The organism is Streptomyces sp. CNQ085 (genome assembly GCF_022614595.1).
GTDB lineage: Bacteria > Actinomycetota > Actinomycetes > Streptomycetales > Streptomycetaceae > Streptomyces.
The window spans coordinates 29,794-55,873 of sequence record NZ_JAJFAU010000012.1 but is presented as its reverse complement, the minus strand read 5'-3'; the positions used below and the strand labels follow the sequence as shown (position 1 = coordinate 55,873).

The 26,080-nt window shown below is 67.9% G+C and carries 27 protein-coding genes and 4 pseudogenes; 22 read left to right on the top strand and 9 right to left on the bottom strand.

Translation table 11 applies throughout. From position 1 onward, the window contains the following. Positions 1-282, bottom strand: a pseudogene (locus tag LJ221_RS04440) (carbohydrate-binding protein); the annotation flags it as partial. Positions 283-407: 125 nt separating this feature from the next. Beyond that, the gene (cdgB, locus tag LJ221_RS04435; protein WP_241713886.1) at positions 408-2,126 is read right to left on the bottom strand and encodes a diguanylate cyclase CdgB; all 1,719 of its coding nucleotides are present in this window, start codon (positions 2,124-2,126) and stop codon (positions 408-410) included. Between the two features lie 339 nt (positions 2,127-2,465). On the opposite strand from cdgB, the gene LJ221_RS04430 reads away from it, so the two are divergent. From LJ221_RS04430 to LJ221_RS04415, 4 genes are all read left to right on the top strand, one after another. Continuing rightward, on the top strand, positions 2,466-3,029 hold the full coding sequence (locus LJ221_RS04430; protein ID WP_241713885.1) for a flavin reductase family protein: 564 nt from the start codon (positions 2,466-2,468) through the stop codon (positions 3,027-3,029). A gap of 150 nt (positions 3,030-3,179) precedes the next feature. Further along, a complete protein-coding gene (locus tag LJ221_RS04425; protein WP_241713884.1) occupies positions 3,180-3,638 on the top strand; it encodes a hypothetical protein in 459 nt (152 codons plus the stop codon). 10 nt (positions 3,639-3,648) lie between these two features. Then, the gene (locus LJ221_RS04420; RefSeq protein WP_241713882.1) at positions 3,649-4,935 is read left to right on the top strand and encodes a WXG100 family type VII secretion target; all 1,287 of its coding nucleotides are present in this window, start codon (positions 3,649-3,651) and stop codon (positions 4,933-4,935) included. Between the two features lie 22 nt (positions 4,936-4,957). Further along, positions 4,958-6,181, top strand: coding sequence for a S8 family serine peptidase (locus tag LJ221_RS04415; protein WP_308314717.1), 1,224 nt, complete (start codon positions 4,958-4,960; stop codon positions 6,179-6,181). A 26-nt stretch (positions 6,182-6,207) separates the two neighbouring features. On the opposite strand, the gene arfB is transcribed toward LJ221_RS04415, so the two are convergent. Then, a complete protein-coding gene (arfB, locus tag LJ221_RS04410; protein WP_241713889.1) occupies positions 6,208-6,645 on the bottom strand; it encodes an alternative ribosome rescue aminoacyl-tRNA hydrolase ArfB in 438 nt (145 codons plus the stop codon). 201 nt (positions 6,646-6,846) lie between these two features. Here arfB and LJ221_RS04405 point away from each other — a divergent pair, with 201 nt between their 5' ends. From LJ221_RS04405 to LJ221_RS04365, 9 genes and pseudogenes are all read left to right on the top strand, one after another. Continuing rightward, positions 6,847-7,422: a TerD family protein gene (locus LJ221_RS04405; RefSeq protein WP_241713880.1), complete on the top strand. Its 576-nt coding sequence runs from the start codon at positions 6,847-6,849 to the stop codon at positions 7,420-7,422. A 260-nt stretch (positions 7,423-7,682) separates the two neighbouring features. After that, complete coding sequence (locus tag LJ221_RS04400) at positions 7,683-8,180, top strand: hypothetical protein (RefSeq protein ID WP_241713878.1); 498 nt, start codon at positions 7,683-7,685, stop codon at positions 8,178-8,180. Positions 8,181-8,231: 51 nt separating this feature from the next. Further along, complete coding sequence (locus tag LJ221_RS04395; RefSeq protein WP_241713876.1) at positions 8,232-8,393, top strand: hypothetical protein; 162 nt, start codon at positions 8,232-8,234, stop codon at positions 8,391-8,393. Between the two features lie 191 nt (positions 8,394-8,584). After that, complete coding sequence (locus tag LJ221_RS04390; protein ID WP_241713874.1) at positions 8,585-9,034, top strand: PAS domain-containing protein; 450 nt, start codon at positions 8,585-8,587, stop codon at positions 9,032-9,034. Further along, positions 8,995-9,156: an ANTAR domain-containing protein gene (locus LJ221_RS04385; protein ID WP_241713872.1), complete on the top strand. Its 162-nt coding sequence runs from the start codon at positions 8,995-8,997 to the stop codon at positions 9,154-9,156. Before LJ221_RS04390 ends, LJ221_RS04385 begins: the two co-directional genes overlap by 40 nt. After that, positions 9,143-9,764, top strand: a pseudogene (locus LJ221_RS04380) (site-specific integrase); the annotation flags it as partial. The gene LJ221_RS04385 and the pseudogene LJ221_RS04380, both read left to right, overlap by 14 nt. A 451-nt stretch (positions 9,765-10,215) precedes the next feature. Beyond that, positions 10,216-11,619, top strand: a complete 1,404-nt coding sequence (locus LJ221_RS04375) for a UvrD-helicase domain-containing protein (RefSeq protein WP_241713869.1) — start codon at positions 10,216-10,218, stop codon at positions 11,617-11,619. Continuing rightward, the gene (locus tag LJ221_RS04370; protein WP_241713867.1) at positions 11,616-12,317 is read left to right on the top strand and encodes a DarT ssDNA thymidine ADP-ribosyltransferase family protein; all 702 of its coding nucleotides are present in this window, start codon (positions 11,616-11,618) and stop codon (positions 12,315-12,317) included. Before LJ221_RS04375 ends, LJ221_RS04370 begins: the two co-directional genes overlap by 4 nt. Before the next feature lie 4 nt (positions 12,318-12,321). Further along, positions 12,322-14,037: an ADP-ribosylglycohydrolase family protein gene (locus tag LJ221_RS04365; protein WP_241713865.1), complete on the top strand. Its 1,716-nt coding sequence runs from the start codon at positions 12,322-12,324 to the stop codon at positions 14,035-14,037. Positions 14,038-14,553: 516 nt separating this feature from the next. Here LJ221_RS04365 and LJ221_RS04360 read toward each other — a convergent pair. Beyond that, positions 14,554-15,327, bottom strand: coding sequence for a transposase (locus tag LJ221_RS04360; RefSeq protein WP_241713863.1), 774 nt, complete (start codon positions 15,325-15,327; stop codon positions 14,554-14,556). Positions 15,328-16,048: 721 nt separating this feature from the next. Between LJ221_RS04360 and LJ221_RS23380 the strand changes: the two genes are divergently transcribed. Further along, positions 16,049-16,171 (top strand): hypothetical protein, encoded by a 123-nt coding sequence (locus LJ221_RS23380; protein ID WP_302851947.1) that lies wholly within the window; start codon positions 16,049-16,051, stop codon positions 16,169-16,171. Positions 16,172-17,292: 1,121 nt separating this feature from the next. Here the strand turns inward: LJ221_RS23380 and LJ221_RS04355 are convergent. Then, positions 17,293-17,739, bottom strand: a complete 447-nt coding sequence (locus LJ221_RS04355) for a hypothetical protein (RefSeq protein ID WP_241713861.1) — start codon at positions 17,737-17,739, stop codon at positions 17,293-17,295. Positions 17,740-17,876: 137 nt separating this feature from the next. Between LJ221_RS04355 and LJ221_RS23880 the strand changes: the two are divergent. Beyond that, a pseudogene (locus LJ221_RS23880) lies at positions 17,877-18,154 on the top strand (hypothetical protein); the annotation flags it as partial. Between the two features lie 145 nt (positions 18,155-18,299). Here LJ221_RS23880 and LJ221_RS04350 read toward each other — a convergent pair. Beyond that, positions 18,300-18,449, bottom strand: a complete 150-nt coding sequence (locus LJ221_RS04350) for a hypothetical protein (RefSeq protein ID WP_241713860.1) — start codon at positions 18,447-18,449, stop codon at positions 18,300-18,302. Between the two features lie 171 nt (positions 18,450-18,620). Here LJ221_RS04350 and LJ221_RS04345 point away from each other — a divergent pair, with 171 nt between their 5' ends. Continuing rightward, complete coding sequence (locus LJ221_RS04345; RefSeq protein WP_241713859.1) at positions 18,621-19,469, top strand: hypothetical protein; 849 nt, start codon at positions 18,621-18,623, stop codon at positions 19,467-19,469. 30 nt (positions 19,470-19,499) lie between these two features. On the opposite strand, the pseudogene LJ221_RS04340 reads toward LJ221_RS04345, so the two are convergent. Further along, positions 19,500-20,203, bottom strand: a pseudogene (locus tag LJ221_RS04340) (transposase family protein); the annotation flags it as partial. A gap of 129 nt (positions 20,204-20,332) precedes the next feature. On the opposite strand from LJ221_RS04340, the gene LJ221_RS04335 reads away from it, so the two are divergent. Beyond that, entirely contained in the window at positions 20,333-20,935 is a 603-nt protein-coding gene (locus LJ221_RS04335; protein ID WP_241713858.1) for an HD domain-containing protein, read from the top strand. Here LJ221_RS04335 and LJ221_RS04330 read toward each other — a convergent pair. Together LJ221_RS04330 and LJ221_RS04325 are read right to left on the bottom strand one after the other, a co-directional pair. Continuing rightward, positions 20,917-21,384, bottom strand: coding sequence for an NUDIX hydrolase (locus tag LJ221_RS04330; protein ID WP_241713857.1), 468 nt, complete (start codon positions 21,382-21,384; stop codon positions 20,917-20,919). The genes LJ221_RS04335 and LJ221_RS04330 overlap by 19 nt on opposite strands. Further along, positions 21,371-22,144, bottom strand: coding sequence for an XRE family transcriptional regulator (locus tag LJ221_RS04325; RefSeq protein WP_241713856.1), 774 nt, complete (start codon positions 22,142-22,144; stop codon positions 21,371-21,373). Before LJ221_RS04325 ends, LJ221_RS04330 begins: the two co-directional genes overlap by 14 nt. 96 nt (positions 22,145-22,240) lie before the next feature. Between LJ221_RS04325 and LJ221_RS04320 the strand changes: the two genes are divergently transcribed. From LJ221_RS04320 to LJ221_RS04300, 5 genes are all read left to right on the top strand, one after another. Beyond that, positions 22,241-22,933, top strand: coding sequence for an HAD family hydrolase (locus tag LJ221_RS04320; RefSeq protein WP_241713855.1), 693 nt, complete (start codon positions 22,241-22,243; stop codon positions 22,931-22,933). Positions 22,934-23,040: 107 nt separating this feature from the next. Continuing rightward, complete coding sequence (locus LJ221_RS04315) at positions 23,041-23,943, top strand: radical SAM protein (protein WP_241713854.1); 903 nt, start codon at positions 23,041-23,043, stop codon at positions 23,941-23,943. Beyond that, on the top strand, positions 23,936-24,577 hold the full coding sequence (locus tag LJ221_RS04310; protein ID WP_241713853.1) for a hypothetical protein: 642 nt from the start codon (positions 23,936-23,938) through the stop codon (positions 24,575-24,577). Before LJ221_RS04315 ends, LJ221_RS04310 begins: the two co-directional genes overlap by 8 nt. Then, a complete protein-coding gene (locus LJ221_RS04305) occupies positions 24,495-25,172 on the top strand; it encodes a bifunctional 2-polyprenyl-6-hydroxyphenol methylase/3-demethylubiquinol 3-O-methyltransferase UbiG (RefSeq protein ID WP_241713851.1) in 678 nt (225 codons plus the stop codon). Before LJ221_RS04310 ends, LJ221_RS04305 begins: the two co-directional genes overlap by 83 nt. Next, positions 25,169-25,756, top strand: coding sequence for a class IV adenylate cyclase (locus LJ221_RS04300; protein WP_241713849.1), 588 nt, complete (start codon positions 25,169-25,171; stop codon positions 25,754-25,756). Before LJ221_RS04305 ends, LJ221_RS04300 begins: the two co-directional genes overlap by 4 nt. Positions 25,757-26,080 lie beyond the last annotated feature (324 nt).

Below are 26,080 nucleotides of genomic sequence, written 5' to 3'. Positions count from 1 at the left end.
GGCGGCACGGCCGCCGGGCACGGTCTCGGGGGCCGCGTAGTGCGCGCTGGGCTGGTGCGGCGGCTGCTGGGGCTGGTGCGGCGGGGGCCCCTGCTGCTGGCCCTGCTGCCCGCCGTAGCGGCGCTCGCCCACGGCACGTACGTGGTTGTACGAGGTGCGGGGCACGCCCGGCTGCGGGGCCGCGGCGCCTGCGTCGCCACCCGTACCGCCCTCGGAACGGTAGAGGTAGGCGAACGGGTCGTCGTTCTCCGGCGTGCCCGAGCCGTTGTTACCGGCGGTCATTCCGTGCGCTCCTCCATGACGGGTGCCTGCCCGGCGCAGCCTACCCCTTTCGGGTTAAAGAGCGCGGTGCCTGTGACCTCTCGCACCGTGCCCCGCGGCGCCCCGGCCCCGGACCGGCCCTCTCCTCATCCGGCCCGGCGGTGGGCCCTGGAGCGCGACCGCTTCTCGACATACATCCGCTGGTCGGCGGAGTGCAGGACCTCCTCGGCGGACATCCCGCAGCCCGCCCAGCCGATGCCGAAGCTCGCCCCCACCCGTACTGCGCGCCCTTCCACGCGGATGGGCGGAGTGATCGCGTTGCGCAGCCGTACGGCCAGGTCAGCGGCATCACGACGGCCCAACCCGTCCGCCAGGACAACGAATTCGTCACCGCCCAGCCGGGCGACGGTGTCGTTGTCGCGAACACCACTCGAAAGGCGTCTCGCCACCTCGATCAGCACGGCGTCGCCGCAGTGGTGGCCGAAGCGGTCGTTGATCGACTTGAAGCCGTCGAGGTCGCAGAAGAGGACCGCCAGCCCCTTCTCGGAAGGGTCGTCGCTCGCGGGCGGGACGGTGTGGACGTGGTGGTCGTAGCCGCCGGGCAATCCCGGCAGGACCTCCCCGAAGCCGTCCCGGTGACCGTCCCTTCCGAAACCGTCCTGGAGGACACCCTCGAAGCCGAACCCCTCCCGGCCGAAGCCACCGGTGCCGAAGTCCTCCGCCCCGGAGCCGCCGCCGGAGAGGCCGGCCGCACCCGGGCCCATGTGCGCCGCGTCGGGCACCGGCGCGGGCTTGTCGCACAGCCGGGCACTGAGCCGGGCCCGCAGCTCGGCGCTGTTGGGCAGGCCGGTGAGCGAGTCGTGGCTGGCACGGTGGGCGAGCTGGAGTTCGTGCCGCTTGCGCTCCTCGATGTCCTCGACGTGGGTGAGCAGGAAGCGCGGGCCGTCGGTGGCGTCGGCCACCACCGAGTTGCGCAGGGAGACCCACAGGTAGGAACCGTCGCGCCGCGCCAGCCGCAGCTCGGCCCGACCGCCCTCCGCGGAGGTGCGCATCAGGGTGGCCGCGTCCTCGGGGTGGACGAGGTCGGAGAAACCGCAGCGCCGCAGCGTCGCCGCGGGCCGGCCCAGCAGACGGCACAGCGCGTCGTTGGTCCGCACCAGTCGCCCTTGCTGGTCGCCGCCCAGCTCGGTGACCGCCATGCCGCTGGGCGCGTACTCGAACGCCTGCCGGAAGCTCTCCTCGCTCGACCTCAGCGCCTGCTGTTCGCGCTCCAGACGGACCAGCGCGCGCTGCATGTTTGCGCGCAGCCGGGTGTTGCTGATCGCAATCCCCGCCTGAAAGGCGTACATCTGCAACGCTTCGCGCCCCCACGCGCCCGGGCGCCGCCCGTCGCGCGGCTTGTCGACGGAGATGACCCCGAGGAGCTCCCCGTCGGAGGAGTGCATCGGCGCCATGAGGAGATCCATCGGATGCCACTCGTCGGCATCCCGCGGGGCCGGGCCGGCGGTGTGCCACTGCGGCACGTCGTCGTCCATCAGGACCCACGCCTCGGCGTACGGGATGAAGCGCAGCTCGCCCCAGCGCTCTCCCAGCGCCAGCCGCCGGTCCCAGGCCGCCCGCGAGCCCGTGCGGCCCGCCATCATCGCCTCGGCACCCTCACTGCCTGCGACGGCCGCCACCACGAGATCCCCGTCGGGCTGGACGAGGTTGACCGCGGCCAGCTCGAAGTCGAGGCCCTTCACGACGCCGTCGGCGACGATCTGCAGGGTGTCCGCCAGGCTGCGCGCGGTGTTGAGGTCCGCCATGGACTGGTGGAGCCTGCGCAGGGTGGTGAGGCGCACGCACGGCTCCGGCTCGGCTTCCATCCGCCCTCCCCCTGAGACTCGAGTGGGTGACTCCAGATGATCCGGTTTTGGACTTTCTCCCGCCTTCAGGTCACTGAATCACAGCGAGCTGCCCAACCGGTACACAGGGTCAACAATTGCCCCCCTGTGTGACTCATGTCACAACCGAGTGTGGGTGCGCGACTACGGCGCATGAGAGCACTCCAACCCGGACCGCAACCGTATCGAACGCAAATCCCGGCCCTGACCTGCGGATCGTTCAGCCCATGTACCTAGGTCCGGTCTGGTCCCGGGGCCCGATGCGGACTCCCCCGAACGACGTCTAGCGTGCGAGGTGTGCACCCAACACCACAGCATCAGATGTCCCGGAATACCCCCACTTCGACCTCGCATCGCACCCCCGGTGTCCCGCATCCTGAGGGGGTGGGCGAGGAGGAGTTCCGCGCGGCCCTGGCACGGCTGGCCGCGGGCGTGGTACTGGTGACGGCGCACGACCCGGAGGACGGGCCGCGCGGCGAGGACGTGGGCATGACCGCGACCTCCCTCCTCTCCGTCTCCTTGGACCCGCCGCTGGTACTGGTCAGCGTGCGCGAGGATTCCCGCGTGGACGAGCTGCTGCAGCGGCAGCCACTGTGGGCCGCCTCCCTGCTCGCGGAGGAACAGCGCCACATCGCGGGCCGCTTCTCCATGCGCGGTCGCGTCAGCGACCGCCTCCTCTTCCAGGACATGCCCTGCACCCGCGGCGAGGCCTCCGGCGCGCCCCTGGTGGACGGGGCGCTGGCGACGCTGGAGTGCCGCACCGAACAGCGGGTGAGCGCGGGTGACCACACCCTGGTGATCGGCCGGGTGCTGGCCACCTCGCTGCCGTCCTCGGAGAGCGGGCCCCTGGCGTACTTCCGCGGACGCTACCGCCGCCTGGCGTAACGACCACTCCCCGGCCCGGCTCACCCGGCCGGAAAACGCGCCCGCCGTCCACAGCCCCGACGGGTCCGGCCGCCCGCTGACTACACTGACGTGCCACGGCCTTGGCACAGCGTGGCGACGTGGCGACTATTCGGGGGGCGGGGGCACGACGTGACGGGCGAGCGTGACTTCGGCGGCGGCAAGGGCCTGAACTACCGGGCCGAAACGCTCACCGCCTTCAAGGGCCGCATCGACGAACTCCTGGGTGAGCTGGGCAAGTCCCCCGCGGCCCACAAGCAGATCGGCGAACAGGCCGTCACCCCGGAAGCGTACGGCACGGGCTTCAGTGCGGCGGAGGATCTGTCAGCCCACTATGACAGGGTGCACACACGGCTGAAGGCCCTCTCCCGGCTCTTCGGCGAGCAGTTGGAGGCGCTGGGGATCGCCACCGAGATCGTGGACAAGGGCTACGGCAACGTCGAGGCGGACCAGCGGCAGCGCTTCCAGGCCATCCAGACACAGGTCGAGGAACACCTGTCGGCAAGTCGGCGTGGTGACTCGGAGAGCGGCAAGGACTCCTCCTCCGAAGGCGACAGGAAGGCCCTCGACGCGGACACGGACTTCGACTGAGGGGGCAGGAATGGCATCGGGAGAGTTCGAGAGCAAGTCACTCGCCGCACTCAACGCGATGGTCGCGAAGGCCGACCCAGGCCTGCTCACCTCACGCGGCCAGGCCCTCGGCAAGGCCGGCTCCGACATGGACGGCATCGGCAGCGAACTGCGCACCCACATCGATCGCGTGGAGTGGGACGGCGAGGGCGGCGACGCCTTCCGCGAATGGGGGCGCCAGTTCGCCCTGGAGTCGATGCGGTTCGCCGCGTACGTCCGCACGCTCGGGCAGCACATGGTCGACGCGGGGCAGGCGCTCACCGAGGCCAAGGCCGCCGTCCCCGAGCCCGAGTCGATGTGCTACGCCGACCCGGAGAAGGACAAGGCCCGCCAGGAGCGCGAGGAGAGCAAGCGCCAGGAGGCGATCAACCAGCTCAACCGGCTGTCCTCGTACTACAGGACGACTGGGGAAAGCCTCCGCGCCGCGGAGGAGCCCGACTTCAAGCCGCTGCCGGACGGTAAACAGCACGAGGGCTCCGGCAACAGTGCGCCGGAGGCGGCATCAGGCAGCAACTCAACGGCGTATCGGGAGCATGGCACCAACTCCGACAGACCGACAACCGGCCAGAGCGGCACGGACAGGCTTGACCTACCCACCGCTGAACGCTCCACCCCCGTGTTCGACCGCCCCACGAACACAAAACTCGACTCCGTCGCCCCTCTTCCCGTGACCGAGCAGCGACCGCAGGCCGTAACGCCCACGCTCCCTCAGCAATCCGCCGCTCCGCCCCCTCCTCCAGCGACCCCGATGCCCCCTACCGGACCGATCCAGCGGACAGGTCGCGCCCCCAACGGCGGCAGGCCATCGGTCGGCAGCGGTGGAGGCAGCCCTTCGCCACGAGGTCCGGTAAAGGACGGCGTCATGGGCGGCACACCTCGTCATGCGGGCAATCACGCACCCGGAACCGGAAGCCCACGCGGAACAGTCACCGGTGACCGCGCTCCCATGGGCCGCCCCACAGGGAGTTACCCGGGTGCCACTGGAGACGGGGCCCCGATGGGCAGAGGCATGCCTTCCGGGCGCCCGTTCACGCCATCGCCAGGTAGTACGGGAGGTGCCTCCAGAAGCGCCAGTTTCACACCGGGCGGTACCGGGCTTGTCCGGAGAAACACCGCTCCGGGCGTGGCAGGGCGGCCAACCGGCACGAATTCGCCGTCGGAGAACCGGCGGCGTGGACAGGATCGTCCTGACTATCTGGCTGAAGACGAGGAGACCTGGGCAGGACGGCGGGACGTGGTGCCGCCGGTCATCGACTGACTCCGAGGAAGTGCACTGTCCCATGCAATCCCATGTCCTCCCCCAACAGAGACGAGCGCTGACGCTGGTCGGTCTGCTCACAGCCATGTTCATGTCTCTGGGGCTATTCGCGCCTCCCGCTTTCGCGGACATCAGGCCGGACCAACAGTGGTACCTGAACGCCATGAACGCCTCAGGGCTGTGGAAAGTCAGCAAGGGCAAGGGCGTGACGGTCGCTGTCCTGGATACCGGAGTAAAACCCATCCCCGGCTTGGAAGGACGGCTCTCACCGGGGAAGAGCTTCACCTCAAAGGGGCCTGACGCCCATGAGGACACGGATGGCCACGGTACGGAGATGGCCGCTGTCATCGCCGGGTCCGGAGCAGGAAACGGCCTTCGCGGCCTGGCGCCTGACGCGAAGATCCTCCCTGTGCGGACAGGCGTCAAGGACGAGTTCATCACCAGCTGGGACAAGACGCTCGCCAAAGCGATCCGGTATGCGGCACGGAGCGACGCCAAGATCATCAACATCTCACAGAGCGTCGGCAGCCTGGACAACGAAACCTATGAAGAACTGCAGGACGCGATCGACGAGGCCAATAAGCGTGGCAAGCTCGTCTTCGCCTCCGCAGGAAATGAGGGTCAACGGACCGAGAGGCACTACCCCGCGTCGTTGCCGGGCGTCGTCGCTGTAGGCGCAGTTGACGAGACCGGCACTGTGGCCGACTTCTCCAACCACGGCCCCTACCTGGTCCTCTCCGCTCCCGGCGACCCCGGCGGCACGAGTGTGGCGGCCGCCATCGCGTCCGCCTCGGCCGCACTCATCTGGGCCGAGCACCCCGGCTGGACCAACCATCAGGTCCTACGTGTGATGGTCGAGACGACGGGGATGTCCCAGCGGGGCGAGGAGCCCAGCATGTACCTCGGGCACGGCATCGTCAGACCCGCACAGGTCCTGGTCGACGGCGACGGCGACCCCGGGCCGGCGAACGTGAGTCCCATCTTCTCCAAGTACTACGCCTCCCTCGAAGCCTCCGAGTCCTCCTCCCCCGAGGACGGCGAGGCCGTCGGCAAGAACGAGGGACCGCCCACCGCCAAGCCCGGAGAGGAGCAGGACGGGGAGCAGGTGGCCGCACGGGAGGAGACCGGCGGCAGCGGGCCGCCGTGGGCGGCCATCGGCATCGGGACCGCAGTGCTCGTCGCCGTCGCCGCGGTCGTCACCGCCATGGCCTTCCGGCGACGGACACCGGCGCAGCCCCGGTACTGAGCGGCGAGGGGCCCGGTCCGGCCGGCCTACCCCCAGTCGCGGCCTGAACGGCCGCGCTTGATGTCGGAGCGGTGCTTCTTGTTCCGCAGCCGTCGCTCGTTGATCCCGCGCGGAACCTTGCCCTTCCTGCGCGGGCGCGGCGGCGGAGCGGTCGCCTCCGCCAGCACCGCGGCCATGCGTACGGCCGCGGTCTCGCGGTTCCGCCACTGGGAGCGGTGCTCGGCGGCCCGTACGACCAGGACCCCGTCCACCAGTCGGCCGGCCAGCCGCTCCAGGGCCCGCTCCTTCCACACCTCGGGCAGTGCCTCGGTGCGCGCGAGGTCGAAACGGAGCTCGACCCGGCTGTCACTGGTGTTGACGTGCTGGCCGCCAGGCCCGGAGGAGCGTGAGAAACGCCAGTTCAGCTCGGCCTCCGGCAGGGAGACCGAGCCGCGGATGAGGTAGGGCCCGGACATGACTCCCATGATCCCGCCCTCCGGACCCGTCGTCACGGCGTTTTCCCCGCCCTCCGGCTCGTCCCCGGCTCCCCTCACGCCCCGCTCCACCGGCGAGGAAGGTAAAGAAAGTAAAGAAACATGGAACCCGGTCGCCTACCGTCGGCGTTGGAGAGGGTAGGAAATGGACCAGTAAGGGCCAGCACGGAAACACCACAGAAGGGCATCCCCATGGCTGTAAGCCTGTCCAAGGGCGGCAACGTCTCGCTCACCAAGGAGGCCCCCGGCCTGACCGCCGTCACGGTCGGCCTCGGCTGGGACGTCCGTACGACCACCGGCACCGACTTCGACCTCGACGCCAGCGCCATCGCGGTCAACGCGAACGGCCAGGTCTACTCGGACCAGCACTTCATCTTCTTCAACAACAAGGCCACCCCGGACCAGGCGATCGTCCACACCGGTGACAACCGCACCGGCGAGGGCGAGGGTGACGACGAGCAGATCAACGTCAACCTCGCGGCGCTGCCCGCCGACATCGACAAGATCGTCTTCCCGGTCTCCATCTACGACGCCGAGAGCCGCAGCCAGAACTTCGGCCAGGTCCGCAACGCCTACATCCGCATCCTCAACCAGGCCGGCGGCTCCGAGATCGCCCGCTACGACCTGAGCGAGGACGCCGCCACCGAGACCGCCATGGTCTTCGGCGAGCTGTACCGCCACGGCGCGGAGTGGAAGTTCCGCGCGGTCGGCCAGGGCTACGCCTCCGGCCTGGTCGGCATCGCCAAGGACTTCGGCGTCAACGTCTGATCGCCCGACGCCTCACGAGGGCGCCCGGCACCGCATGCGTGTGCGGTGCCGGGCGCCTCGCGCGTTCCACGGCTCTCTCGCGTGGCAGGAGCAGCGCGGCATGGTCGTGCCCTCGCAGGGCGGCTCGGCCACCCCGCCGTCCCGGCAGGCACAGTGCTGCCCCGGACGGCACGCCACCGACCGGTCCCGACGACGGCCGGGAGCAGCGCCCCATCCCACCGGCGAGCGTACGCACGCCCCGCCGTGCCACCATCGCTTCCGTGCTCGACATCGGCTACTCCCTCTCCCGCCGCTTCCCCGACCCGTCGCGGACCGACTACCGCTCGGCGGACGCGCGGGCGCTGCGGCACGACCTGTTCTGCGGCGATGTCTACCTCGCGGACACCGGGACGGACCGGGAGCTGTCCACCGCGCGCGGCACCGTGCCGGTGCTCGACTTCGCCTGGGCGCTGTGCGACATCGCCGAGCGCCTCGACCGCGACCCGCTCGGCAGCCGCGCCGCCAGGCCGCAGTACGCCGAGCTGGACTTCGTGGAGTCGGCCGACAACCTCCGCTTCGCGCGCCGCTTCGGCTGGGTGGACGTCACCGCCGACTGGCTGCCCGCCGACGAGCCGCCGCTGACCGTCAACCACGGCGAGCTGCGCCGCGAGGCCCGCGACTTCCTGCACGACCTGATTGCCGACCTCACCGACATCCACGAGGGGCTGGGCGACAACCCCGTGGTCTGGGACCTTCAGGCCCGCTTCCCCAGGGTGTGAATCCGCCGTTCATCCAACGGCCTTGACCTCAAGTTCACTTGAGGTCAGAGAGTGATCACCGCCGGGCCGGCGGACGCCGGACGACTGCTGCTTCCCGCCGTACTCACCCTCCGGCAGGGCCCCGACCAGGACGACCTCGATGGAGTGCTCCTCCTCGACGGGAACCGCCGCGCCGGGGCGCCGCCGTCGAACTCGAAGGTGACCCGGTCGTAGGCGTCGTGTCCGGCCACCCGTACGGCCATCAGTCAGCTTCGGAGTGGCCGCCGGGTCCGCCTCTTCGGCCGCGCCGTCCTTGCGAGCGGTGCCCCGGGACGGGACGGCCCCGGGCCCGGCGGGCGGAGACGGAAACGCCTCGCACGGGGGCGGCACGCATTGAACGCCGGACTTGGAGCATGAGTGGAGACATGGCTCCGTCCACCCCCTCCTCCGCCGACTTCGAGGCCATATTCCGCGCCACGACCTCGCCCCTGCCGGTGCTCGACACCGGTCTGACGGTCATGGAGGTCAACCGCGCCTGCGAGGAGGCGACTTTCCGCGAGCGGGACGAGGTGGTCGGACGGCACGTATTCGACGCCTACCCCGCCAATCCCGACGACCCCCCGGACTCGGGCGGCATGCACGACCTGGACGCCCTGTTCCGGCGTGTTCTGGCCACCGGGAAGGCCCAGGCCCTGCCCGTCCTGAAGTACGACGTCCCCTTCCCCGGCAGCCCCACCGGATTCCGGGAGAAGTACTGGAGCCCGGTCAGCAGGCCACGTACGACCTCGGACGCTACCGGGAGCTGGAGGAGGAGGCGTCCCAGCTCCGGCGGGCCATGCGCAGCCGCGCGACGATCGACCAGGCCATCGGCATAGTCCAGGCGGAGCGGCGCTGCGGCCCGGGGGACGCCTTACAGCTCCTGGTGACCCTCTCCCAGCGCACCAACACCAAGCTCCGCGACATCGCCGCCGGCCTGGTGAGCATGGTCGCTGGATGAGACCCTGGCCTTCCTGGAAGCCGCAAGGGCCGATCCGCTGTATCCGGCGTTCGTCCCGGCCGTGGCGCTGGGGCTCCGGCGTGGGGAGATTCTGGGGCTGCATTGGCAGGACGTGGACCTCGACCGGCGCACCCTGGCGGTCCGGACCACGCTCCACCGAGGGGGCAAGGAGCTGTGCCTGGACACGACGAAGAACCGGCGAACGCGGGTGATCCCGATTCCCCTGATGTGCGTGGCCCCGCTCCGGTGGCAGAGACTGCGGCAGGCCGGACGGCAGGCCGCGGCAGGCGAAAACTGGCACAAGAGCGATCACGTGTTCACCACACGCAGCGGTCGGCCCATCGAGCCGCGGAACCTGTACCGGTCCTTCCTGCGGATCTCGTCATCCGCAGGATTGCCACAGGCGCGCCTGCACGACACCCGGCACGGCTGCGCGTCCCTGCTGTTCGCGGCCGGCGTCGCACCGCGCACCGTCATGGAGATCCTGGGTCACTCGCAGATCGCGGTCGCAGATCGCGGTGACGATGAACGTCTACACCCACGTGAGCGACGACAACCGGCGAGAGGCCATGAGCCACATGGACCGGCTGCTCAAGCGGCGCCGATAACCGGGACTGCCGTCAACGCCTGCCGTCAACGCCCCCGCGATCATTCATCGCGGGGGCGTTCGGGCTGGTCAGGCATGGAGCCGCCTGTCGGGTTCGAACCGACGACCTTCGCTTTACAAGTGGGGTCGCGCTCCTGCCGGGCAGTGCTCGGCCATGCCGCGTGGCGCTGTTCTGCCTGATCAGCGCCACGCGGCATCCTGCTCAGTCCTGCCCCTGACGGCCTGTGCCGCGCCGTCCGCTCACGCATCGCTCACGCGTAACGGAGGCATGCCGCGCATAACCAGAAGCACCTGAATGACACCCCACTACTCTGGGGGCACGGGGGCGAACCAGACCGCCCGGACAGCTTCGCCTACTCGCCTCCGCTCTTCGAAGCCGTCGCGCCTTATCGCACGAAGCCTGCCACGTGTACACCTGTGCGAGATGACCATGAACGCGTCATACTGGCGCGATGGGGCTTTCCTTACCTGATCCGAAGGGTCACCAGCGGGACGTCGTCTTCCTGAACGGCCACGGCCACTGCGTCGTTCTCGGTACGGCGGGCAGCGGCAAGACGACGATGGCAGTGCACCGGGCCCACTACCTGGCCACGGCCCCGGGCATCGGGGGCCGCACCTTGCTGGTCACCTTCAACAAGGCGCTCGTGACGTACCTCAAGGGCATGGTCGATGCACCGCCGAACCTGCAGATCGAGAACTACCACCGCTTTGCGCTCGGCTACATCACACATCGCACCAGGTCTCCCGTACGCATCTGCAAGTTCAAGAAATTCTTGGTTGAACAGGCTCTGGAAGAGGCACGGGCACGCCATCCTTCCCGGGCTGTGACCCAGCGCCCCTTGAAGTTCTTCTTGGATGAACTTCACTGGATGGTTGGGCATGGTGTTACCGACCAGGAGACGTATGTGGAGAATCGCACGCGCCGAGTCGGCCGGGGCACGCCGCTGCAGGGGGCTGACCGTGAGGTCGTCTTCGACGTCTACCAGCGATACATACAGTTGCGTGCCGAAGCCGGGTTCGAGCACGACTGGGACGATGTAGCGTCCACCACTCTGGCAATGCTTCAGGATGACCCGACCGAGCGTCACTACCGACACGTAGTCGTCGACGAAGGCCAGGACTTCACGCCCCAGATGATCCGAAGTCTCACGGCGGCTATTCCCGACGACGGTTCACTGACCTTCTTCGGGGACTATGCGCAGCAGATCTACGGTAGTCGGATGTCGTGGCGCTCCCTGGGGCTGCGGGTCCCTGGAGTCGTGGAGTTTGCCCATAACTACCGCAATAGCCGCCAGATCGCACAGCTCGCCCAGGCCATCTCCGACATGCCACACTTCCGCGATGACGTCGATTTGGTCCAGCCGGCCCGGCCCGCCGCCGATGGCCCCAAACCCACCATTCTGCAGGCAGCGAGCATGGAGCAGCAGCTCGCCGAGGCCGCACGCACAGCGCTGGCGCTGGGAACCGACCGTCAGGTCGCCATACTAATGCGGACGCGTGAGCACGAGGATGTTCTCAGGTCTCTCCTGACTCGCAGCCGTGCCACTCCCATTCACCGCCTGCACCGCGACCTGACGCGCTGGACGCACGAACCCGGAGTCTTCTACGGAACGTACTCCGCCGCGAAAGGGCTTGAGTTCGACTCGGTGATCCTCCCACTTTGCGATGGCGGTGAGTTGCCGAGCCCCAGCGAGATCGAGGCCCACGGCATCGACGAGGCCCGGGCACGCGAGGCGCGCCAGCTATACGTGGCCATCACTCGCGCACGGGAGGACTTGGTGCTGATGCACTCCAGTAAACTTACCGACCTCCTGCCGAGCGAGATGTCGGGCCTATATGTGCGGGTGAGCGCATGAACGAGATCGTTGCTCTAGCCCGAGAACGCGGTATCACGCGCCTGTGCCACCTCACCAAGTCGGCCAACCTTGCGCACATTCTTGCCAGCGGTGAGATACGGCCTGTGACAGCCCTTCAGGAACGCACCGACGCCTACCGCTCGGCCGATACCCAGCGCATGGACGGCGCACTGGCCTACACGTTCCTGAGCATCGAGTACCCGAACACCTGGTATCTTTCCCAGGCCGCGAGCCGCGATCCGCATTTCCGAGACTGGGTCGTCCTGACCCTGGACATCGAACTCCTCGCCCGTCCCGGCGCGCGGTTCTGTCCCTACAACTCTGCCCGAGATAGAAGTGCTGGCGCACATCCAGGCATCAAAGGGTTCAGCGCCATGTTCGCACCCACGGTGATTGGAAACGCGACACGTCAGCGGGGGCGTGGCCACCCGACGTGGTGGCCGACGGACGACCAGGCAGAAATCCAAATACCGGACATAATTCCGCTATCCGCCGTACGGTCGGTCATCGTACGCGATGAGAATCAAGCGGAACTGGAATACCACCGGCACGCGATCCATTTCGGTATGGCCGCTCTGCTGCCGCTCTTGGTCGTCGCCCCCGTCATCTTCGACAAGCGCGCACTAAGCAACTCCGCGCGCACCGGCAAACGGCCACCAGAGACGCCGTACACCCCTCCCACGAGTCTGGCAGAGTGAGCACGTGAACGTCGAGCTGCACCCATGGGCCGACCGGGCCCGCGGCATAATGGTGGGCGCCGCCGTCGGGGACGCCATGGGCTGGCCCTACGAACGGCGTGACCGCACCCGCTCGCTGCCGTCACTCAGCCAGGCCTCGGGGCGGTTCTTCCCCTGGCAGCGGCTGGCCGGCAGCCGCTTTCGGCCTCTCCCTGAAGACATCGGCCCCGGCGAGTACAGCGACGACACCCAGATGCTGATCGCCGTAGCCCGCGCCCGTCTCACTGCAGGTAACGACTGGCTGTCCTGGCTGAAGCGTGTCGAGTGGCCGTTCCTTCTCGACTACGAACGGGGCGCAGGAGCCAGCGTCAAACGAGCTTGCCGTGCCTGGGAGAAGCAGGGCACGGCTTGGGGTAAAAGGGCCGATGATCAGGAAAAATACTTCAACACTGGCGCAAACGGCGCGGCCATGCGCATCGCGCCCCATGTCATCGCCCACCACGAGAGTTCCTTCGGTGTCCTGGCCACCGACGTAGTCCAAGACGCCACGACGACGCATGGGCACCCGCGCGCCCTCTTGGGCGCCCTGGTACACGCGTATGCGTTGTGGGTCAGCCTGCGTCAACCAGCACCGCTCGCCTACGGGTGGTTGATCGAGGCGACGCTGGACGGCTTGAAGGACTGGCGCGAGCCCGTATGGCAGAGCCTGGACCGTTCTTGGCTCGACGCCGCCACCCAGGTGTTCCCTGGCGGCTACGGGCGGGTCTGGGATGAGACCGTGCAGGAGGTGGAAGAGCTCCTCGGAAGCGCACGCGCCACCGTCGACGACGGTGCGCTCAGCGCCCCCTCCGTCTTTCTCAAGTCACACGGGTTGACCTGGACGAGAACGCGAGGCTCCGGGACCTTGTGCGCAGTCGCCGCCATTTACCTCGCAGCCCGATCCGCCGCCAGACCCGAGCGGGGGATCGTCATTCCTGCCCGCCAGGACGGTGCAGACACCGACACCCTGGCGTCCATGACGGGCAGCCTGCTGGGCGCCGGACTAGGCCAGGACTGGCTCGGCTCCTACGGCCGCACGGTGCAGGACGGGTCCCTGCTGGCCGCCCTCGCCGAGAAGCTGCTGCACCCCATCACCAAGCCTCTGCCCCCTCCCTCCAGGGATGAAGCCGACCAGGCCCGAACTAACTTCCGCCAAGCCCTCAACACAGTCGAAAGGGGTGACAGCATCCTGCTCCCAGACCGCCGTCAGGCCCGCGCCGTCGCCCAAGACACAGTGACGTCCGGCACGTGGAACGCAGAGCGCACGCAACTGGTTACTGAGGACGGACAGAATATTTTTCTCATCCGCAACACCCGCCGCACCGAAATGGAGCCGTTCACCAACAACCATTCCGCTCCCTCACGGCCCCATGCCCATCTACAGGGCGCGTACATGCCTGTGGCCGACATCGACCGCGTCACGGATGCTCTGGCCGCGATGGGCCTCACCGCGACCCGGCACGGAAGCAACTGGGTCTCTTACGACAACCTGGTCATCAGGCAGCTACAGCGCCGTGAACTCACTCCAAGTCTTCCTGAAGCACAGCTGCGACTGGCCATCGACGATACTGCGGCGGCATGGGAACGCATCCAGACCTTGCGCTTCGAAGGAGCTCTCCAGCGCGACGGCAGCGCCTTTTGGGCCCGAATCGACCCTCACCTGATCGTCGCAGTCAACAACGCGGAACCCCCGACCCCATGAAACACCCACCATCGAGTGGACTACCCATGGGGCTTGAGCCCGCGACCTTACGAGGACAACAGCAGCGTCCCGTCTGAGGCCGACCTCTGCCGGGAGATCCTTTCCCAAACCGGAGCCCTTGTGGACCTCAACTGCCACGCCACCCTGCTCACCCTGTCTGCTCACACACGGCTCGCGTAGAATTTCGACCGCCACAGCGCTTGACCAGCGGCCTCAGAAAAATGCTGGCGGTGAGCGCTTGATCAGGTAGCTCATGAAGATCTCCCCTGTCTCCGTACGGAGACATCCAGTCTGCGAATAATTAGGCACCACATCCGCTCGAAGCCTCGCTGCCAAGCATCGAGATACCGCACAGTACTCGATTATCCGACGTTGGGGACAAAAGCCCACTCTGAGTGCGGATATCAGTGCACCGGCATAGGATGCAAAGCATGACTGCAGATCACCTAAAGGTGGTCCCGTAATGATCAACTGGCTCAAGGTCCTCAGGGGCAGGCTCGCCCCCGCTGCCTCTGACTACCCGGCGAGGGCGAAGTTGTGCAGGCAGGCAATGCCGAGTATGGCGTGATGCACGCCATCGCCCTTCAAGCGGCAGTCGCGAAGATTCTTCCAGCTCTTCATACGGGCGAAGGTGTGCTCTACTCGGGCGCGGACTTTGCGGTGTGAGCGGTTATGCTCTTCCTTCCAGGCCGGGAGTTCACTCTGGCCGCGTTCGCGGCGGTGCGGGATCACCAGCCCAGTGCCGCGGTAACCACCGTCGGCGATCACCGTGGGGGTTGCGCCGATGGCGGCCTTCGTTCCGGACAGCTCCCATGCCCTGTAGTCGTTGCGGTTGCCGGGCAGAGGCCGGCCAACGGCGACGACCAGCCGGGTGTCGGCGTCGATGATGACCTGGTGGCTGGTGGAGTACCGGTAGTTTTTCGACTGCTCGGCCACCGTGTGGTCACGGGTGGGCACCAGGGTGCCGTCCACGATGAGCACGGCGTCCTTGCGGAACCGTCGGCGCGGCCGCAGGGCGAGCTGCGGTCCGAGGCGGTTGATGATGCGGTCGGCCGCGGACTTGGAGATTCCGAACAGCAGGGCGAGCTGCCTCAGCGTCAAGTTGATTCTCCAATATGCCGCTACCAGCAAGACGCGGTCCTCCAGAGGCAGGCTCCACGGTCGGCCTCGGCGGACCGCATCCGCTCCCTCACGGCGCAGGGCGGTCACCAGTTTGGCGAAGCAGCGCAGGCTCAGCCCAGTGAACAGACCAATCCAGGACGGCTGCGACACCGTGATCACACCAGCCATGCATTGATCATTTCACCATAGCTTGGGCTCCTCATCCAGCTTCCCGGCCGCCAGCCAGACGGCGCCGCCACCAGAGGTCAGAATGCCACTGACGATGAGTGGCGAAGGGATCCGGCAGGGTACGCTCGACATACCTGGCATCCAGGACACGCACTCGGCGCTCGATTTCGGTGCGGGGCCAAGAAGGCAACTGCCGCACGACATCCTCGAGCACGTCGCGGGCATGCCGCACGTCGTCGAAAGAACAGCCGCGGCACGGACACTCCGCATCCTGCGGATACAGGGGCCGACGTCCCACTAGTTGCAGAAATGCTCGGTACCGGCGCAGCGCACGGTCGGTGGCGCCGGAGTACACGTAGTAGTCGCCCGAGAACCGTTCCACTCGATCTATCGCGACGCTGGTTCGGGCAGAGAGGCCGTGAATCCGGTCTGGAGGCAAGCTCCACGCGACACGGGGCGCCTGTTGAGCGCGCCGGGCCGCCTACGCGGCATCGGCCTTTCGGCACGTGGACATGAGGAACATCCTGCCAGCCCCTACGGTCCGGTGGCTGCCAGGAGGCTGCATCCGGTACCGGCCTCATCGCACCAGCACTCAACCCCACCTGCCGTCGAGACGGAGTAGTGGGACAGCCCTTGGGGTGCGCTGCGCGCTGTCGCGGACTGTGTATCCGGGTTCCGTACGCAACGCCTCACCCTCAGCACCGGCGAACGGACGTGGACGGTGCTGGGCCGGGACCACCGCGTGGTGGAGCCGGCGGAGGAGTACCTGGAGTACCTGCGGACGCAGAAGGTCTCGCCGAACACGGTCAAGTCCCACGGTCGAGCGCTGGCGCTGTGGTGGTAGTACCTCGACATGTCTGGGCTGGCCTGGGACGCAGTGGCGCTGGAGGACTTCGGGGCCTTCCTGACCTGGCTGCGGACCGGTGAGGGACCGGAGTTCACCGCGCTCGATCCGGGGCCAGCCAGGTTCGCGGAGTCGATGATCGCGGTGCGGTTGCGGGCTGTACTCTCCTGCCACACCTACCACGAGCTCAGCGGGTTCGATGTCGAACGGCAACCAGCCGAGAGCCCAGCAGCGAAGCCACCCGCCACAGCCGCCCGACGGCTCGCCCAGCAGCGTCGTGCGCATCCTCACCGCCCAGCTCACCGAGCTCAAACGACAGCACCGCGACGAGGTCCAGGCCCTGAGACAGGCCCTCGAAGCCGCTCAGAGCGAGAACCTCGAACTGCGACGCCGCCTCGGCCGAGGGCCGACACCAAGCCGGTCCACGAGCAGCTATCAAGCGGAGTCATAACGAGCGCCTGGCAGCTCGGGATGTCCCGTGATCGGGAGCACTCCAAGGCAACTGGGCTATGACTCGCGCTCAACTGTGGCTTGCCGCCTGGAAATCCGACATAAGACCCTGGCAGCCCGAAAGACAATGGTCACAGCTGACTCTGACCCCTGGCGTGAATGCTGGGCCCAATGCCTGTCGGAGGTCCTCAACACTGACTTCGAGGCTGGTGATTCTGGTTACCTGCCACCGCGGCCGACCAACCAACGCAACCGCTTCGATCTCGTAATCCGTGATGAGGCTGTTGCATACTTGCCCGTCGTACTCATTGCCCGGGATATGGTCACAGTCGTCAGGATCTGCACCACAGATAGAACATTCGGAGCCGCGGACCCGTATCTCGGGGCTCAGCCCCAGTCGGAGGTGCGCAAGGTCGACTGGGCACTCACGATAGTAGGCACCTTCGCGGTACTCCAGACCGCATGACTCCCGATAGTTACGGCGGATGATTCCGCCCACCTCATCCAGCAGCCTGTGAGCGCGCTCGAACAGCTCCGGATCGTTTCCCTCTGACCGGTCCATAATCTCTCGCAGCTCTGCGCGGAGACGGAGAAGATCCTCTTTGGCATGCTGGTCAGGGTGGCTCGCACTCCGCGCCCCCTCGGCTTCAGCCTCGCACTGCCGGAACCGCTCACGCACGAGGAAGCCCCTCAGGCTCGTCGGTACCTCCACTGCGGAGCTGCTCGGCTGCCGTGAGCACGTCCTGCACGGAGCCGTCCAGGACGATCCGCTCATCGCCCCGGATGACCTCCAGGTGCAGCAGGGGCTGCTCGACATCAGGCTGCTGATCGCTCCCGGAACGAGAAGGCAGGTAGCTCTTGATCAACTCGACCAGGACGCCACTGAGGACATTCGAGGTGATTCCGGCGCCGAACGCAAGGATCGGCAGCCAGAACTCACCTGCATCGTGGGTCACATACTCTCGGTCGAGCTTCTCGTCTTCGAACGAGACCGTGAGGCCCTCCGCCCGAAGCAGCTTCGCGACCTTGATCGCCTCGTATGGGTAGGCGCCCGGTGTGCCGCTGCGCGGCACGCTCGGGAGACCAGAGACGCCCCGCTTGATCAGTACTTCAGTCATTCATCCCCCCTGGCTGTCATGCGCGATGAGTGATTATCGCATGACAGTAAGTCGCTGCGGTCGTGTCTCGTGCGGACGCGACCACGAGCGCTCTACCTACACAAACAGCACCAGCTCACCTGTTTGCCTCAGATACGCTCTGGATGACACGCTACATCGACGCCGCGGTCGCCCAGCTCCGCGCCGAAGGACACGAGGTCAAAGACGAGGACGTCGCCCGGTTGTCCCGCTCAAGCACAAGTACCTCAACTGCCTGGTCCGCTACAGCTTCCTCGCCTCTAAGCCGGTCGACGGGTTGCGGCCGCTGCGCGACCTGGACGCCGTCGACCTTGACGATGACGTCGATGGGGGAGACTGGCCAAAGCCGGGAGGAGTCGGCTCACGGACTGGTGAACGTGCCAGGCGCACTCCTTGACGACCTCAGCGTCCTGCACGCATCGGCACCACGAGCGACGTCAGCATGGGCTGGGAGGCCACTGAGGAGCGCTTGGCATCGCGGGATGACCACGTTGCTGATCACCCCGCGTCTCTTCAGCAGCACTACCGGATGTCCCGCCCTGTTACTCCCTGGAGAGCAGACTGTGGAGAAGCGCCACGACCGCTGCCGCCACCACGATGGCCGCTCCAAGTTCGGGGGTCTGGAATGCGAGGTAGGCCGTGAGTGCTCCCACGAGCAACAGCAGAAGCGTTCGGTCGGTGATCTGGTTCATCGGTGTCCTTTGTGTGTGAAGCGATGCCGTTGACCAGCTTTGATGCCGCTTCACCGACTAGAACGTATCCTGACGATCAATACGAAGTCTTACGTCTACGGACGGGATGCGACGCCTCGATGCCATTCTGTCCTGACAGGACCTGATGACTTCTGACAGCACGGAGGCGGGATGCGGGAGTGGAAAAAGCCCGATCTTCCTGAAGGTCCCTTGAGGGATCTGAACGATGCTCTGCACGCATTGCGTAAGAAGGCTGGGTTCCTCTCGGCCCGCAGGCTTCAGGAAATGGTCGGCAAGGAGGTGTGCAGCCACACCAAGATCCATGACGCTTTCACCAAACCGACTTTACCCAGCTGGGGTGTGGTTGAGCTGGTTGTGGAGGAGCTTGCGAAGGAGGCCCGTCCCCGAATCGACGACATCGAGGCCGAGGTCAACCGGTTCGCGGCACTGTGGCATGCCGCCCACGGTGAAGGGGAGGCCTCGGGGGCCGCACCTGAAAACGGGCGTGGCCGGGTTGAAGGTCCCATGGATGCCCCGGTCGATGACCTCTTCGAGGACATGGAAGGTGAAGGGAACGCCCGGGCGGCCGCATCCGGGAACGATCATGTCCAGGTTGAGGCTCCGAACACTGACTTGTTCGATCAGTTCTTCGGGAACGGGAGCAGAGGGGTGCAGCCGAAGACTCCTGAGAACCTGGCCAACGAGGTCATCCAAGCTGCGTACAAGGCGTACCAGGGATGGGTGGAACTCGACGGGCACGATGCAGAACTCAGTATCGATCCCTTCGCCCCCGCCGAGGAGCTGATGGCGGAGGAGTGGCTCGACCACGAACTGCGAGATCGACGCGCCTATCGGTCAGACCTGGCGAATCTCAAGAGTGCGCTCAACAATCTGGTTCTGTACCACACGATCCTCTTGCCAGAGCACCCATCGCGGGAGGAACTGGCGTCTGTGATGGAGCGGGCCCGCCAGTTCCGTGACTGGATGGTGTCCCGTAAACGTCTTGGGCACGCTGATTGACCTGCTCGTCTGCTCATCAGCGAGGCGGAAGTTGTGCAGGCGAGCGATGCCCAGCACGGTGTGATGGACGCCGTCGTCCCTCAGGGGGCAGTCGCACAGGATCTTCCAAAATCTTGATCCAGGCGAAGATGCGCTTGATTCGGGTGCGGCGGTGCGAGGCGTTGTGGTCCTCCTTCCAGGCTGATAGGTCCTCGGCCTTGTGTCGGTGGTGGTGCGGGATGACCAGGCCGGTGCCTCGATAACCACCGTCGGTAATCACCATGGTCCTGCCGACGGCGACGACCGTGGGGCCCCGGACGGAGTCTGGGGGAGGGGGTCGGCATCGATGACGAACTGGTGGTTGGTGGGGTAGCGGTAGTTCTTGCTGGAGGCGGCCACGGCCCGGTCGCAGGTGGGCACCAGCGTGCCGTCCATGATCAGCACGGTGTTCTTGCGGAACCGCCGACGTTGCTGCAGGGCCCACCGGAGGCCCGAGGTGGTCGATGATCCGGTCGGCCGCGGACTTCGAGATGCCGAAGAGCGGGGCGAGCCGCCGCAGGGTGAGGTTGGTGCGCCAGTACGCGACCATCAGCAGTACCCGGTTCTTGAAGCGGCAGCGACCACGGTCGGCCCCGCCGCACGGCATCGGCACCCTCGCGCCGCAGTGCGTTGATCGGTTTGCCGAACCGCCGCGGGCTCAGCCCGGTGAACGGGGCTGTCCAGGACAGCTTCGACGCCGTGACCACACCAGCCACAACAAGATCATCTCACCCGTGACCAGTAGTTACGGGGCACCATCTAGGGGAGACTTTCATTGCATAGCCCCCTGCCCCGAAGGGATTCCCGTGGACTGTCAGTTATGCCTCATGGGCATAGACCAAGCCATGGACAGGGCAATGGTGGACTGGGCGAGGCGCGTAGGCGAAGCGGAGCTCGCTACTGTGCTTCCTCGACGATGGGCGCACTCCCAAGGGGTGGCGAGGCGCACGGCCGACCTCGCGAGGATCCTGGGCGAGAGCTCAGAACTCCTGGTGGCCGCTGCCACGCTGCATGACGTGGGGTACGCGCCGAAGCTGGCCGTGACGGGCTTCCATCCGCTGGACGGGGCTCGGTTCCTGCGGGATGAGCATGGTGCGGACGAGCGGTTGGTGCGGTTGGTGGCGAACCACTCGTTCGCTCTGCTGGAGGCCGAGGAGCGCGGGCTGCGGGAGGTGCTGGAGGCGGAGTTCCCGTTGCTGGAGGACCGGTTGCTGGTGGACGCGCTGGTCTACTGCGACATGACGACGACGCCCGACGGGGAGCGGACCACCGCCGAGGAGCGGGTGGCCGAGATTCGGGGCCGCTACGGGGACGACAGCGTGGTGGGGCGGTTCATCCGCCGGGCGGCGCCGGAGATCTTCGCCGCGGTGGGTCGGGTGGAGGAGGCGCTGGGGGCACCTCCCATGCCCGAAAGGGCCATGGGGGAAGCTCAGTCCAGGCGGGGGTAGGTGCCGGCGAGGTAGTCGCCGATCTGCCGGCGCATGCTCGGGTGGATGTCGAGCGTATGCAGGTCGGCCGGGGGAACGAAGCGGACGCCGTCGGCCTCGTCGTTGATCGTGGGCTCGCCGCCGACTGGGCGGCCGATGTAGGTGGTCTCGTACTGCTGGCGGATCTCGCCGTCGGTGTAGGCGACGATGTGGTGGGGGTTGGTGTAGACGCCGAGGAAGCCGGTGATCTCGGCGATGATGCCGGTCTCTTCCAGGCACTCGCGCACCGCGCACTGCGCGGCCGTCTCCCCGATGTCCTGGGCGCCGCCGGGCAGGGCCCACTGGCCGGTGTCGCGGCGGCGCTGGAGGAGGATGGCGCCGTCCGCGTCGGCGACGAGCAGGTTGCTGGCGGGGATGAGGGTGTTCGCCTTGGGGGCGTCGGGGTCGTGGTAGTACTCAGTCCTGCCCATGGGCGGCCATCCCCTCCTGGTCGGGCGTCCAGGGCCGGGCACCGGCCCAGACGGCGTCGAAGCTCTGAGCGTAGTTGTCGAACCACCCGGAGGTGTCGACTCTTCGGAGGTGGAGCAGGGGGTTGGCGCTGGCCGGCTGTCCCCAGATGTGCGGGTTGACCAGCAGGTGGTCGTCGTAGCGGAACATCGACGTGTAGAGCGTGGTGTCGTGCAGCCGCACCTCGCATCCCTCCTCGGAGAGCAGGGAGCGGTAGTAGGTCAGGGAGGCACGGATCTTGGCGGCGAGGGTGTCGCCGATGCCTTCCTCCCGGCCCCGGACGGCGACCGCCCGGCCCGCCGGGTCGCCGAAGCACAGACGGACCCGTACCCCGTCGGCCGCGCGCTCGGCGAGCATCTTGGCGACGTGCGGGTTGGACTGGGCGAAGAACGTGCCGGAGAAGACGAGTACGCCGATCTCCTTCCGGGCCTCCCGCAGCAGTGAGAGCCACATCTCGCGGGGAACGCTGGCGCGGTTGGCGTAGGTGCCGACGAGTTCGGCGCCTGATCCTGCGGCAGGGCGGCCGGTCCGGGGTTGCGGGGCTGGCCAGAGGAACGTCTCCTCCACCCGCAGGTGCTGCGCGACACGGAAGCGGTGTCGCGGATGGGGTACGCGTCCGCCCAGCCAGCGGCTGACGGTCTTGGGGTCCACCCCGCAGGCTTCGGCAAGCGACTCGGGCAGGACGCCGCGCTGGGCGAGTACGGAGTGAAGTCGCTCGTTCACAGGGTCCATGGGAGCCGAGGCGGGCGTGATCGGGCAAGGACGTTATGGGACGTTCCTGCGAGGCCGGCGCCGCACCCGGGTGCTTACCCTGGCGGAATGCAGCTCATCGTCCTGTGGGACATCGACCACACGCTCATCGACAACGCAGGGGTGAGCAAGGAGATCTACGCGGCCGCGTTCTCGGCACTGGCAGGCCGCCCGCCGACCGGACCGGCACGGACCGAGGGCCGCACAGACCGCCTGATCATGCGGGAGATGTTCCTGCACGAGGGCCTGCCCGAGCCGGACTGGACCGCCGTCGAGGCCGCCCTCGCCCGCGCCGGCCAGGAGCGGCTTGAGGAGCTGCACAGGCGTGGGACGGCTCTGCCGGGCGTGCGTGACGCGCTCAAGGCCGTCTCGGTACAGGACGGTTGGGTGCCATCGATCCTGACCGGGAACATCGCGGCCAACGCCCGGGTGAAGCTGTCGGCCTTCGACCTCGACCCTCTGCTCGACCTGTCGGTCGGAGCCTACGGTGCCGACGCGCTCCAGCGCCCCGACCTCGTGGCCGTCGCCCGGGAGCGCGCCCGCCTCCTTCGCGGTGTGCGTTCCGACGTGCCCGTGGTGCTGGTGGGTGACACGCCACGGGACGTGGAGTCCGCACTCACCACGGGCTCCGGGATCGTCGCGGTCGCCTCGGGCATCCACAGCGCCGAGGAGCTGGCCGCCGCCGGCGCGCCCGCCGTACTGCCCGACCTGTCGGACACCGCGAACCTCCTGAGGATCCTGGAGTCCTTCGCGGCGCACTGAAAACGTCCCGGGACGTCCTCGGAGCGTCCGGATACGCGGTGACGCGGTCCCCATACGCTCCGCCACCATCGGGTCTCCAACCAGGCGACTGGCCGGAGGAGGCCCACGTGATCGCGGAAGTCACCGGTATCCGCAGGATCCGGATGCTGTACCTGCAGCTGCTGTACCGCTGCAACTTCGAGTGCCTGCACTGCTTCCACGGCACCCGGCTCCAGCACGCCGACGCCTTCACCGCCGAGCAGGCCGCCAACCTCCTCACGCTCATGCGGAACCGGTACGGCACCGAGGCCGTCACCCTCCTCGGCGGCGAGCCGTTCGTCTACAAGGACCTCGCCCGGGTGGTCCGGCACGCCCGGCAGGAGCTGGGCTTGCGGGTCGAGATCTGCACCAACGGCTACCGGATCGAGCGCCGGCTGGCCGAGATCGCCCCGCACCTGGACCTGCTGCGGGTCTCGTTGGAGGGTGTCGGCTCGACCAACGACCACATCCGCAGGTCCGGGAGCTACCAGAGCGCGCTGAACGCGCTCGGCCTCGCCCGGGAACTCGGCGTCCCCACGGGCGCGACCATGACGGTCACCTCCCGCAACCTCGACGAGGTACTGCCGCTGGTCCGCGTCCTGGAACACTTCGGGGTAAGGCAGTTGAAGCTGCACTGCCTGCGTCCGGTCGGCAACGCCGCCGCCCACCCGGAACTCCTGGTCACCGACCCCGCCGCGTACGCCCGCCTGCGCGAGCGGCTCCGGGAGGCCAAGCCGGCCGTCGAGGTGGTCGTCGACGAGGACCTGTCCGAGCACGGCGCCCCGGAGGTCTGCGCACCCGCCGGCGGCCTGGCCGAGATCGAGCGGATCGAGGCCGACCCGCGCGGTGCGCTCACCATGTCCTGCAAGGCCGTCGGCAGGGACGCGCACGCCTTCTGGTACGACAAGCGCGCCAACCGCATCGTCCACCGGCCCACCGCCACCGACGAGCTGGCCCTCGCGGTGCCGGACGTGGTGTACGGCCGTGTCTGACCGCCCGCTGTTCGAGAGCCTCGAAGGGCTCCGCGGCACCGGCAAGTCGACCATCGCGCCGATGCTGGCGGCGGCTCGCGGCGCGGTGCTGGTCCCGACCGTACCGCCCGCCTACCAGCGCCTGCGGCGCGACGTGGACACGCGGGGGAACGTCGAGGCACGGATGTGCTTCCACCTCTCCGCGCTGTTCGCCGCGGCCGACGAGATACGGCGCCATCTCGCCCTCGGCATCCCGGTCGTCGTGGAGAGCTACTTCGCCCGCTGCCTGGCCACCCACCACGCTTTCGGCACCCGCCTCGGGATCACGCTGCCGCCCGACCTGCCGCAGCCCGTCACCTACCACCTGGCCTGCGACGAGGACGAGCGCCGGCGGCGCCTGGCCGGGCTGGACAAGCCGGTGATCCACTGGGACGCCCTCGCCGAGGCCACCGTCGACCGGCTCACCGCCGCCTACGCCCGGTTCCCGATGCACCGTGTGGACACCACCGGCCTCGACCCCGACGAAGTCCTCCGGGCGATCCTCACCTTCGACACGCAAGGAGCCCACCACCGTGCGGACACAGAGCCTGTGGGAGCACACTCTCACCTTCTTCCCCCAGTTCCTCGCCGCGCTGAGGGAGCACATCGCCGCTGACGCCACCGTCGCGGTCGTCGGCGCGAGCGACGGCAAGTTCGTCCTGCCGCTGGCAGCCGCCGGTTACCGCGTCATCGCCATCGAACGCGACCCGCCGGCCCTGCACGGCGGCGAGGTCCGCCTTCCGGGTGAGGAGCACGCCCACGCGATGGGCCTGACCGACCGGCTCGAACTTGAAGAGCTCCACGACCGCGTGCAGGTCGTCGAGGGCGACTTCCTCCAGAACGAACCGCCGGGTACGCCCTGCGACGCGGTCTGGACGAGCTGTTCCTGGCATTACAGTGCCAACCACCACCGCCCGCTCGCCGAGTTCGTCCACCACATGCAGCGCCTGGTCGGTCCGGGCGGCCTCTTCGGCGCGGAGTTCATGATGCCCGTCGAGCACCGCCACCACCTGGTCGAGCACTACACGTCCCCGGAAAGGCTCCGGCGCCACTTCATCGGCGACTGGAACGTGCTGCTCATGCTGCGCACGAACGAGTTCACCGAACGGGCCCACGTCGGCCGGCTCCAGGACCACACCCATCGCATGGGTCTGATCCTCGCGGCCCGTACGCCCGGCCCCTCCCACCGTTACGGGAAGAAGGACTCATGAAGCACGAGTACGAAGCGAAGTTCCTCGCCGTCGACGTCACCGACCTGCAGACCAGGCTGACCCGGCTCGGCACCGTCCAGGTGCTCCCGCGCACCCTCCTCACCCGCAAGATCTTCGAGAACGACGCCCTCGACGTCGGCGCCTGGATCCGCCTGCGGAACGAGGGCACCCGGTCCACGCTCACGCTCAAGCAGGTCACCGACGCCACCACCATCGACGGCACCACCGAGGTCGAGACCGAGGTGGCCGACCTGCACGCCATGGCCGAGATCCTTCGCAGCATCGGGCTGCGCGAGGTCCGCTACCAGGAGAACTACCGGGAGGAGTGGCGCCTGGGCGAGGTCGTCTTCGACTTCGACACCTGGCCGGACCTCCCCACCTTCGTCGAGATCGAGGGCCCGGACGAGGCATCGGTCCGCCAGGCCGCCGCCCTCCTCGAACTCGACTACTCCGAGGCCCGGTTCGGCAGCGTCGACGAGATCTACAAGAGCGAGGCGGGCCGCGACATCCTCTCCGAGCCCACCCTCCTCTTCGCCGACTCCGAGAAGGACGAGTCCCGCCCCGTGCCCACCCAGGGCACCTGACCCCCGGGGGGGAGCACCGTGCTTCCGGAACCGGCCGGGCCACACAGGGCGGCACCGGGCATCCCCGACTTCGCCCGGGGCGGGCTTCCCGCCCCGGCGGCCACCGACGACCGAAACCGGTGGGTCGACGGCTCCTGCTGGCTCTACTGCGGCCGGCGGTGGACCCGCGTCCTGTGGATCGGTCCCGTGAACGTGGCCGGTGTCCAGGCACCGATGTACGCCTGCGGCCCCTGCATCCGGAAGCTGCAGGAGCAGGTCTGGCAAGCCGTCCTCCTCAACGACGCACCGACGCGCTCCGCGCAACCCGGCGCTCCCGCCGGAGCC

What these genes read in the sequence shown, in the direction of transcription:
- LJ221_RS04375 (WP_241713869.1), top strand. Translation starts at nt 10,216, where the DNA reads ATGGGGCTTTCCTTACCTGATCCGAAGGGTCACCAGCGGGACGTCGTC.
- arfB (WP_241713889.1), bottom strand. Translation starts at nt 6,645, where the DNA reads ATGGGAGTCATGTCCGGGCCCTACCTCATCCGCGGCTCGGTCTCCCTG.
- cdgB (WP_241713886.1), bottom strand. Translation starts at nt 2,126, where the DNA reads ATGGAAGCCGAGCCGGAGCCGTGCGTGCGCCTCACCACCCTGCGCAGG.
- LJ221_RS04300 (WP_241713849.1), top strand. Translation starts at nt 25,169, where the DNA reads ATGAAGCACGAGTACGAAGCGAAGTTCCTCGCCGTCGACGTCACCGAC.
- LJ221_RS04405 (WP_241713880.1), top strand. Translation starts at nt 6,847, where the DNA reads ATGGCTGTAAGCCTGTCCAAGGGCGGCAACGTCTCGCTCACCAAGGAG.
- LJ221_RS04345 (WP_241713859.1), top strand. Translation starts at nt 18,621, where the DNA reads ATGCGGGAGTGGAAAAAGCCCGATCTTCCTGAAGGTCCCTTGAGGGAT.
- LJ221_RS04390 (WP_241713874.1), top strand. Translation starts at nt 8,585, where the DNA reads ATGGCTCCGTCCACCCCCTCCTCCGCCGACTTCGAGGCCATATTCCGC.
- LJ221_RS04320 (WP_241713855.1), top strand. Translation starts at nt 22,241, where the DNA reads ATGCAGCTCATCGTCCTGTGGGACATCGACCACACGCTCATCGACAAC.
- LJ221_RS04330 (WP_241713857.1), bottom strand. Translation starts at nt 21,384, where the DNA reads ATGGGCAGGACTGAGTACTACCACGACCCCGACGCCCCCAAGGCGAAC.
- LJ221_RS04370 (WP_241713867.1), top strand. Translation starts at nt 11,616, where the DNA reads ATGAACGAGATCGTTGCTCTAGCCCGAGAACGCGGTATCACGCGCCTG.
- LJ221_RS04360 (WP_241713863.1), bottom strand. Translation starts at nt 15,327, where the DNA reads ATGGCTGGTGTGATCACGGTGTCGCAGCCGTCCTGGATTGGTCTGTTC.
- LJ221_RS04355 (WP_241713861.1), bottom strand. Translation starts at nt 17,739, where the DNA reads ATGACTGAAGTACTGATCAAGCGGGGCGTCTCTGGTCTCCCGAGCGTG.
- LJ221_RS04415 (WP_308314717.1), top strand. Translation starts at nt 4,958, where the DNA reads ATGCAATCCCATGTCCTCCCCCAACAGAGACGAGCGCTGACGCTGGTC.
- LJ221_RS04430 (WP_241713885.1), top strand. Translation starts at nt 2,466, where the DNA reads ATGTCCCGGAATACCCCCACTTCGACCTCGCATCGCACCCCCGGTGTC.
- LJ221_RS04335 (WP_241713858.1), top strand. Translation starts at nt 20,333, where the DNA reads ATGGACAGGGCAATGGTGGACTGGGCGAGGCGCGTAGGCGAAGCGGAG.
- LJ221_RS04420 (WP_241713882.1), top strand. Translation starts at nt 3,649, where the DNA reads ATGGCATCGGGAGAGTTCGAGAGCAAGTCACTCGCCGCACTCAACGCG.
- LJ221_RS04350 (WP_241713860.1), bottom strand. Translation starts at nt 18,449, where the DNA reads ATGAACCAGATCACCGACCGAACGCTTCTGCTGTTGCTCGTGGGAGCA.
- LJ221_RS04385 (WP_241713872.1), top strand. Translation starts at nt 8,995, where the DNA reads ATGCGCAGCCGCGCGACGATCGACCAGGCCATCGGCATAGTCCAGGCG.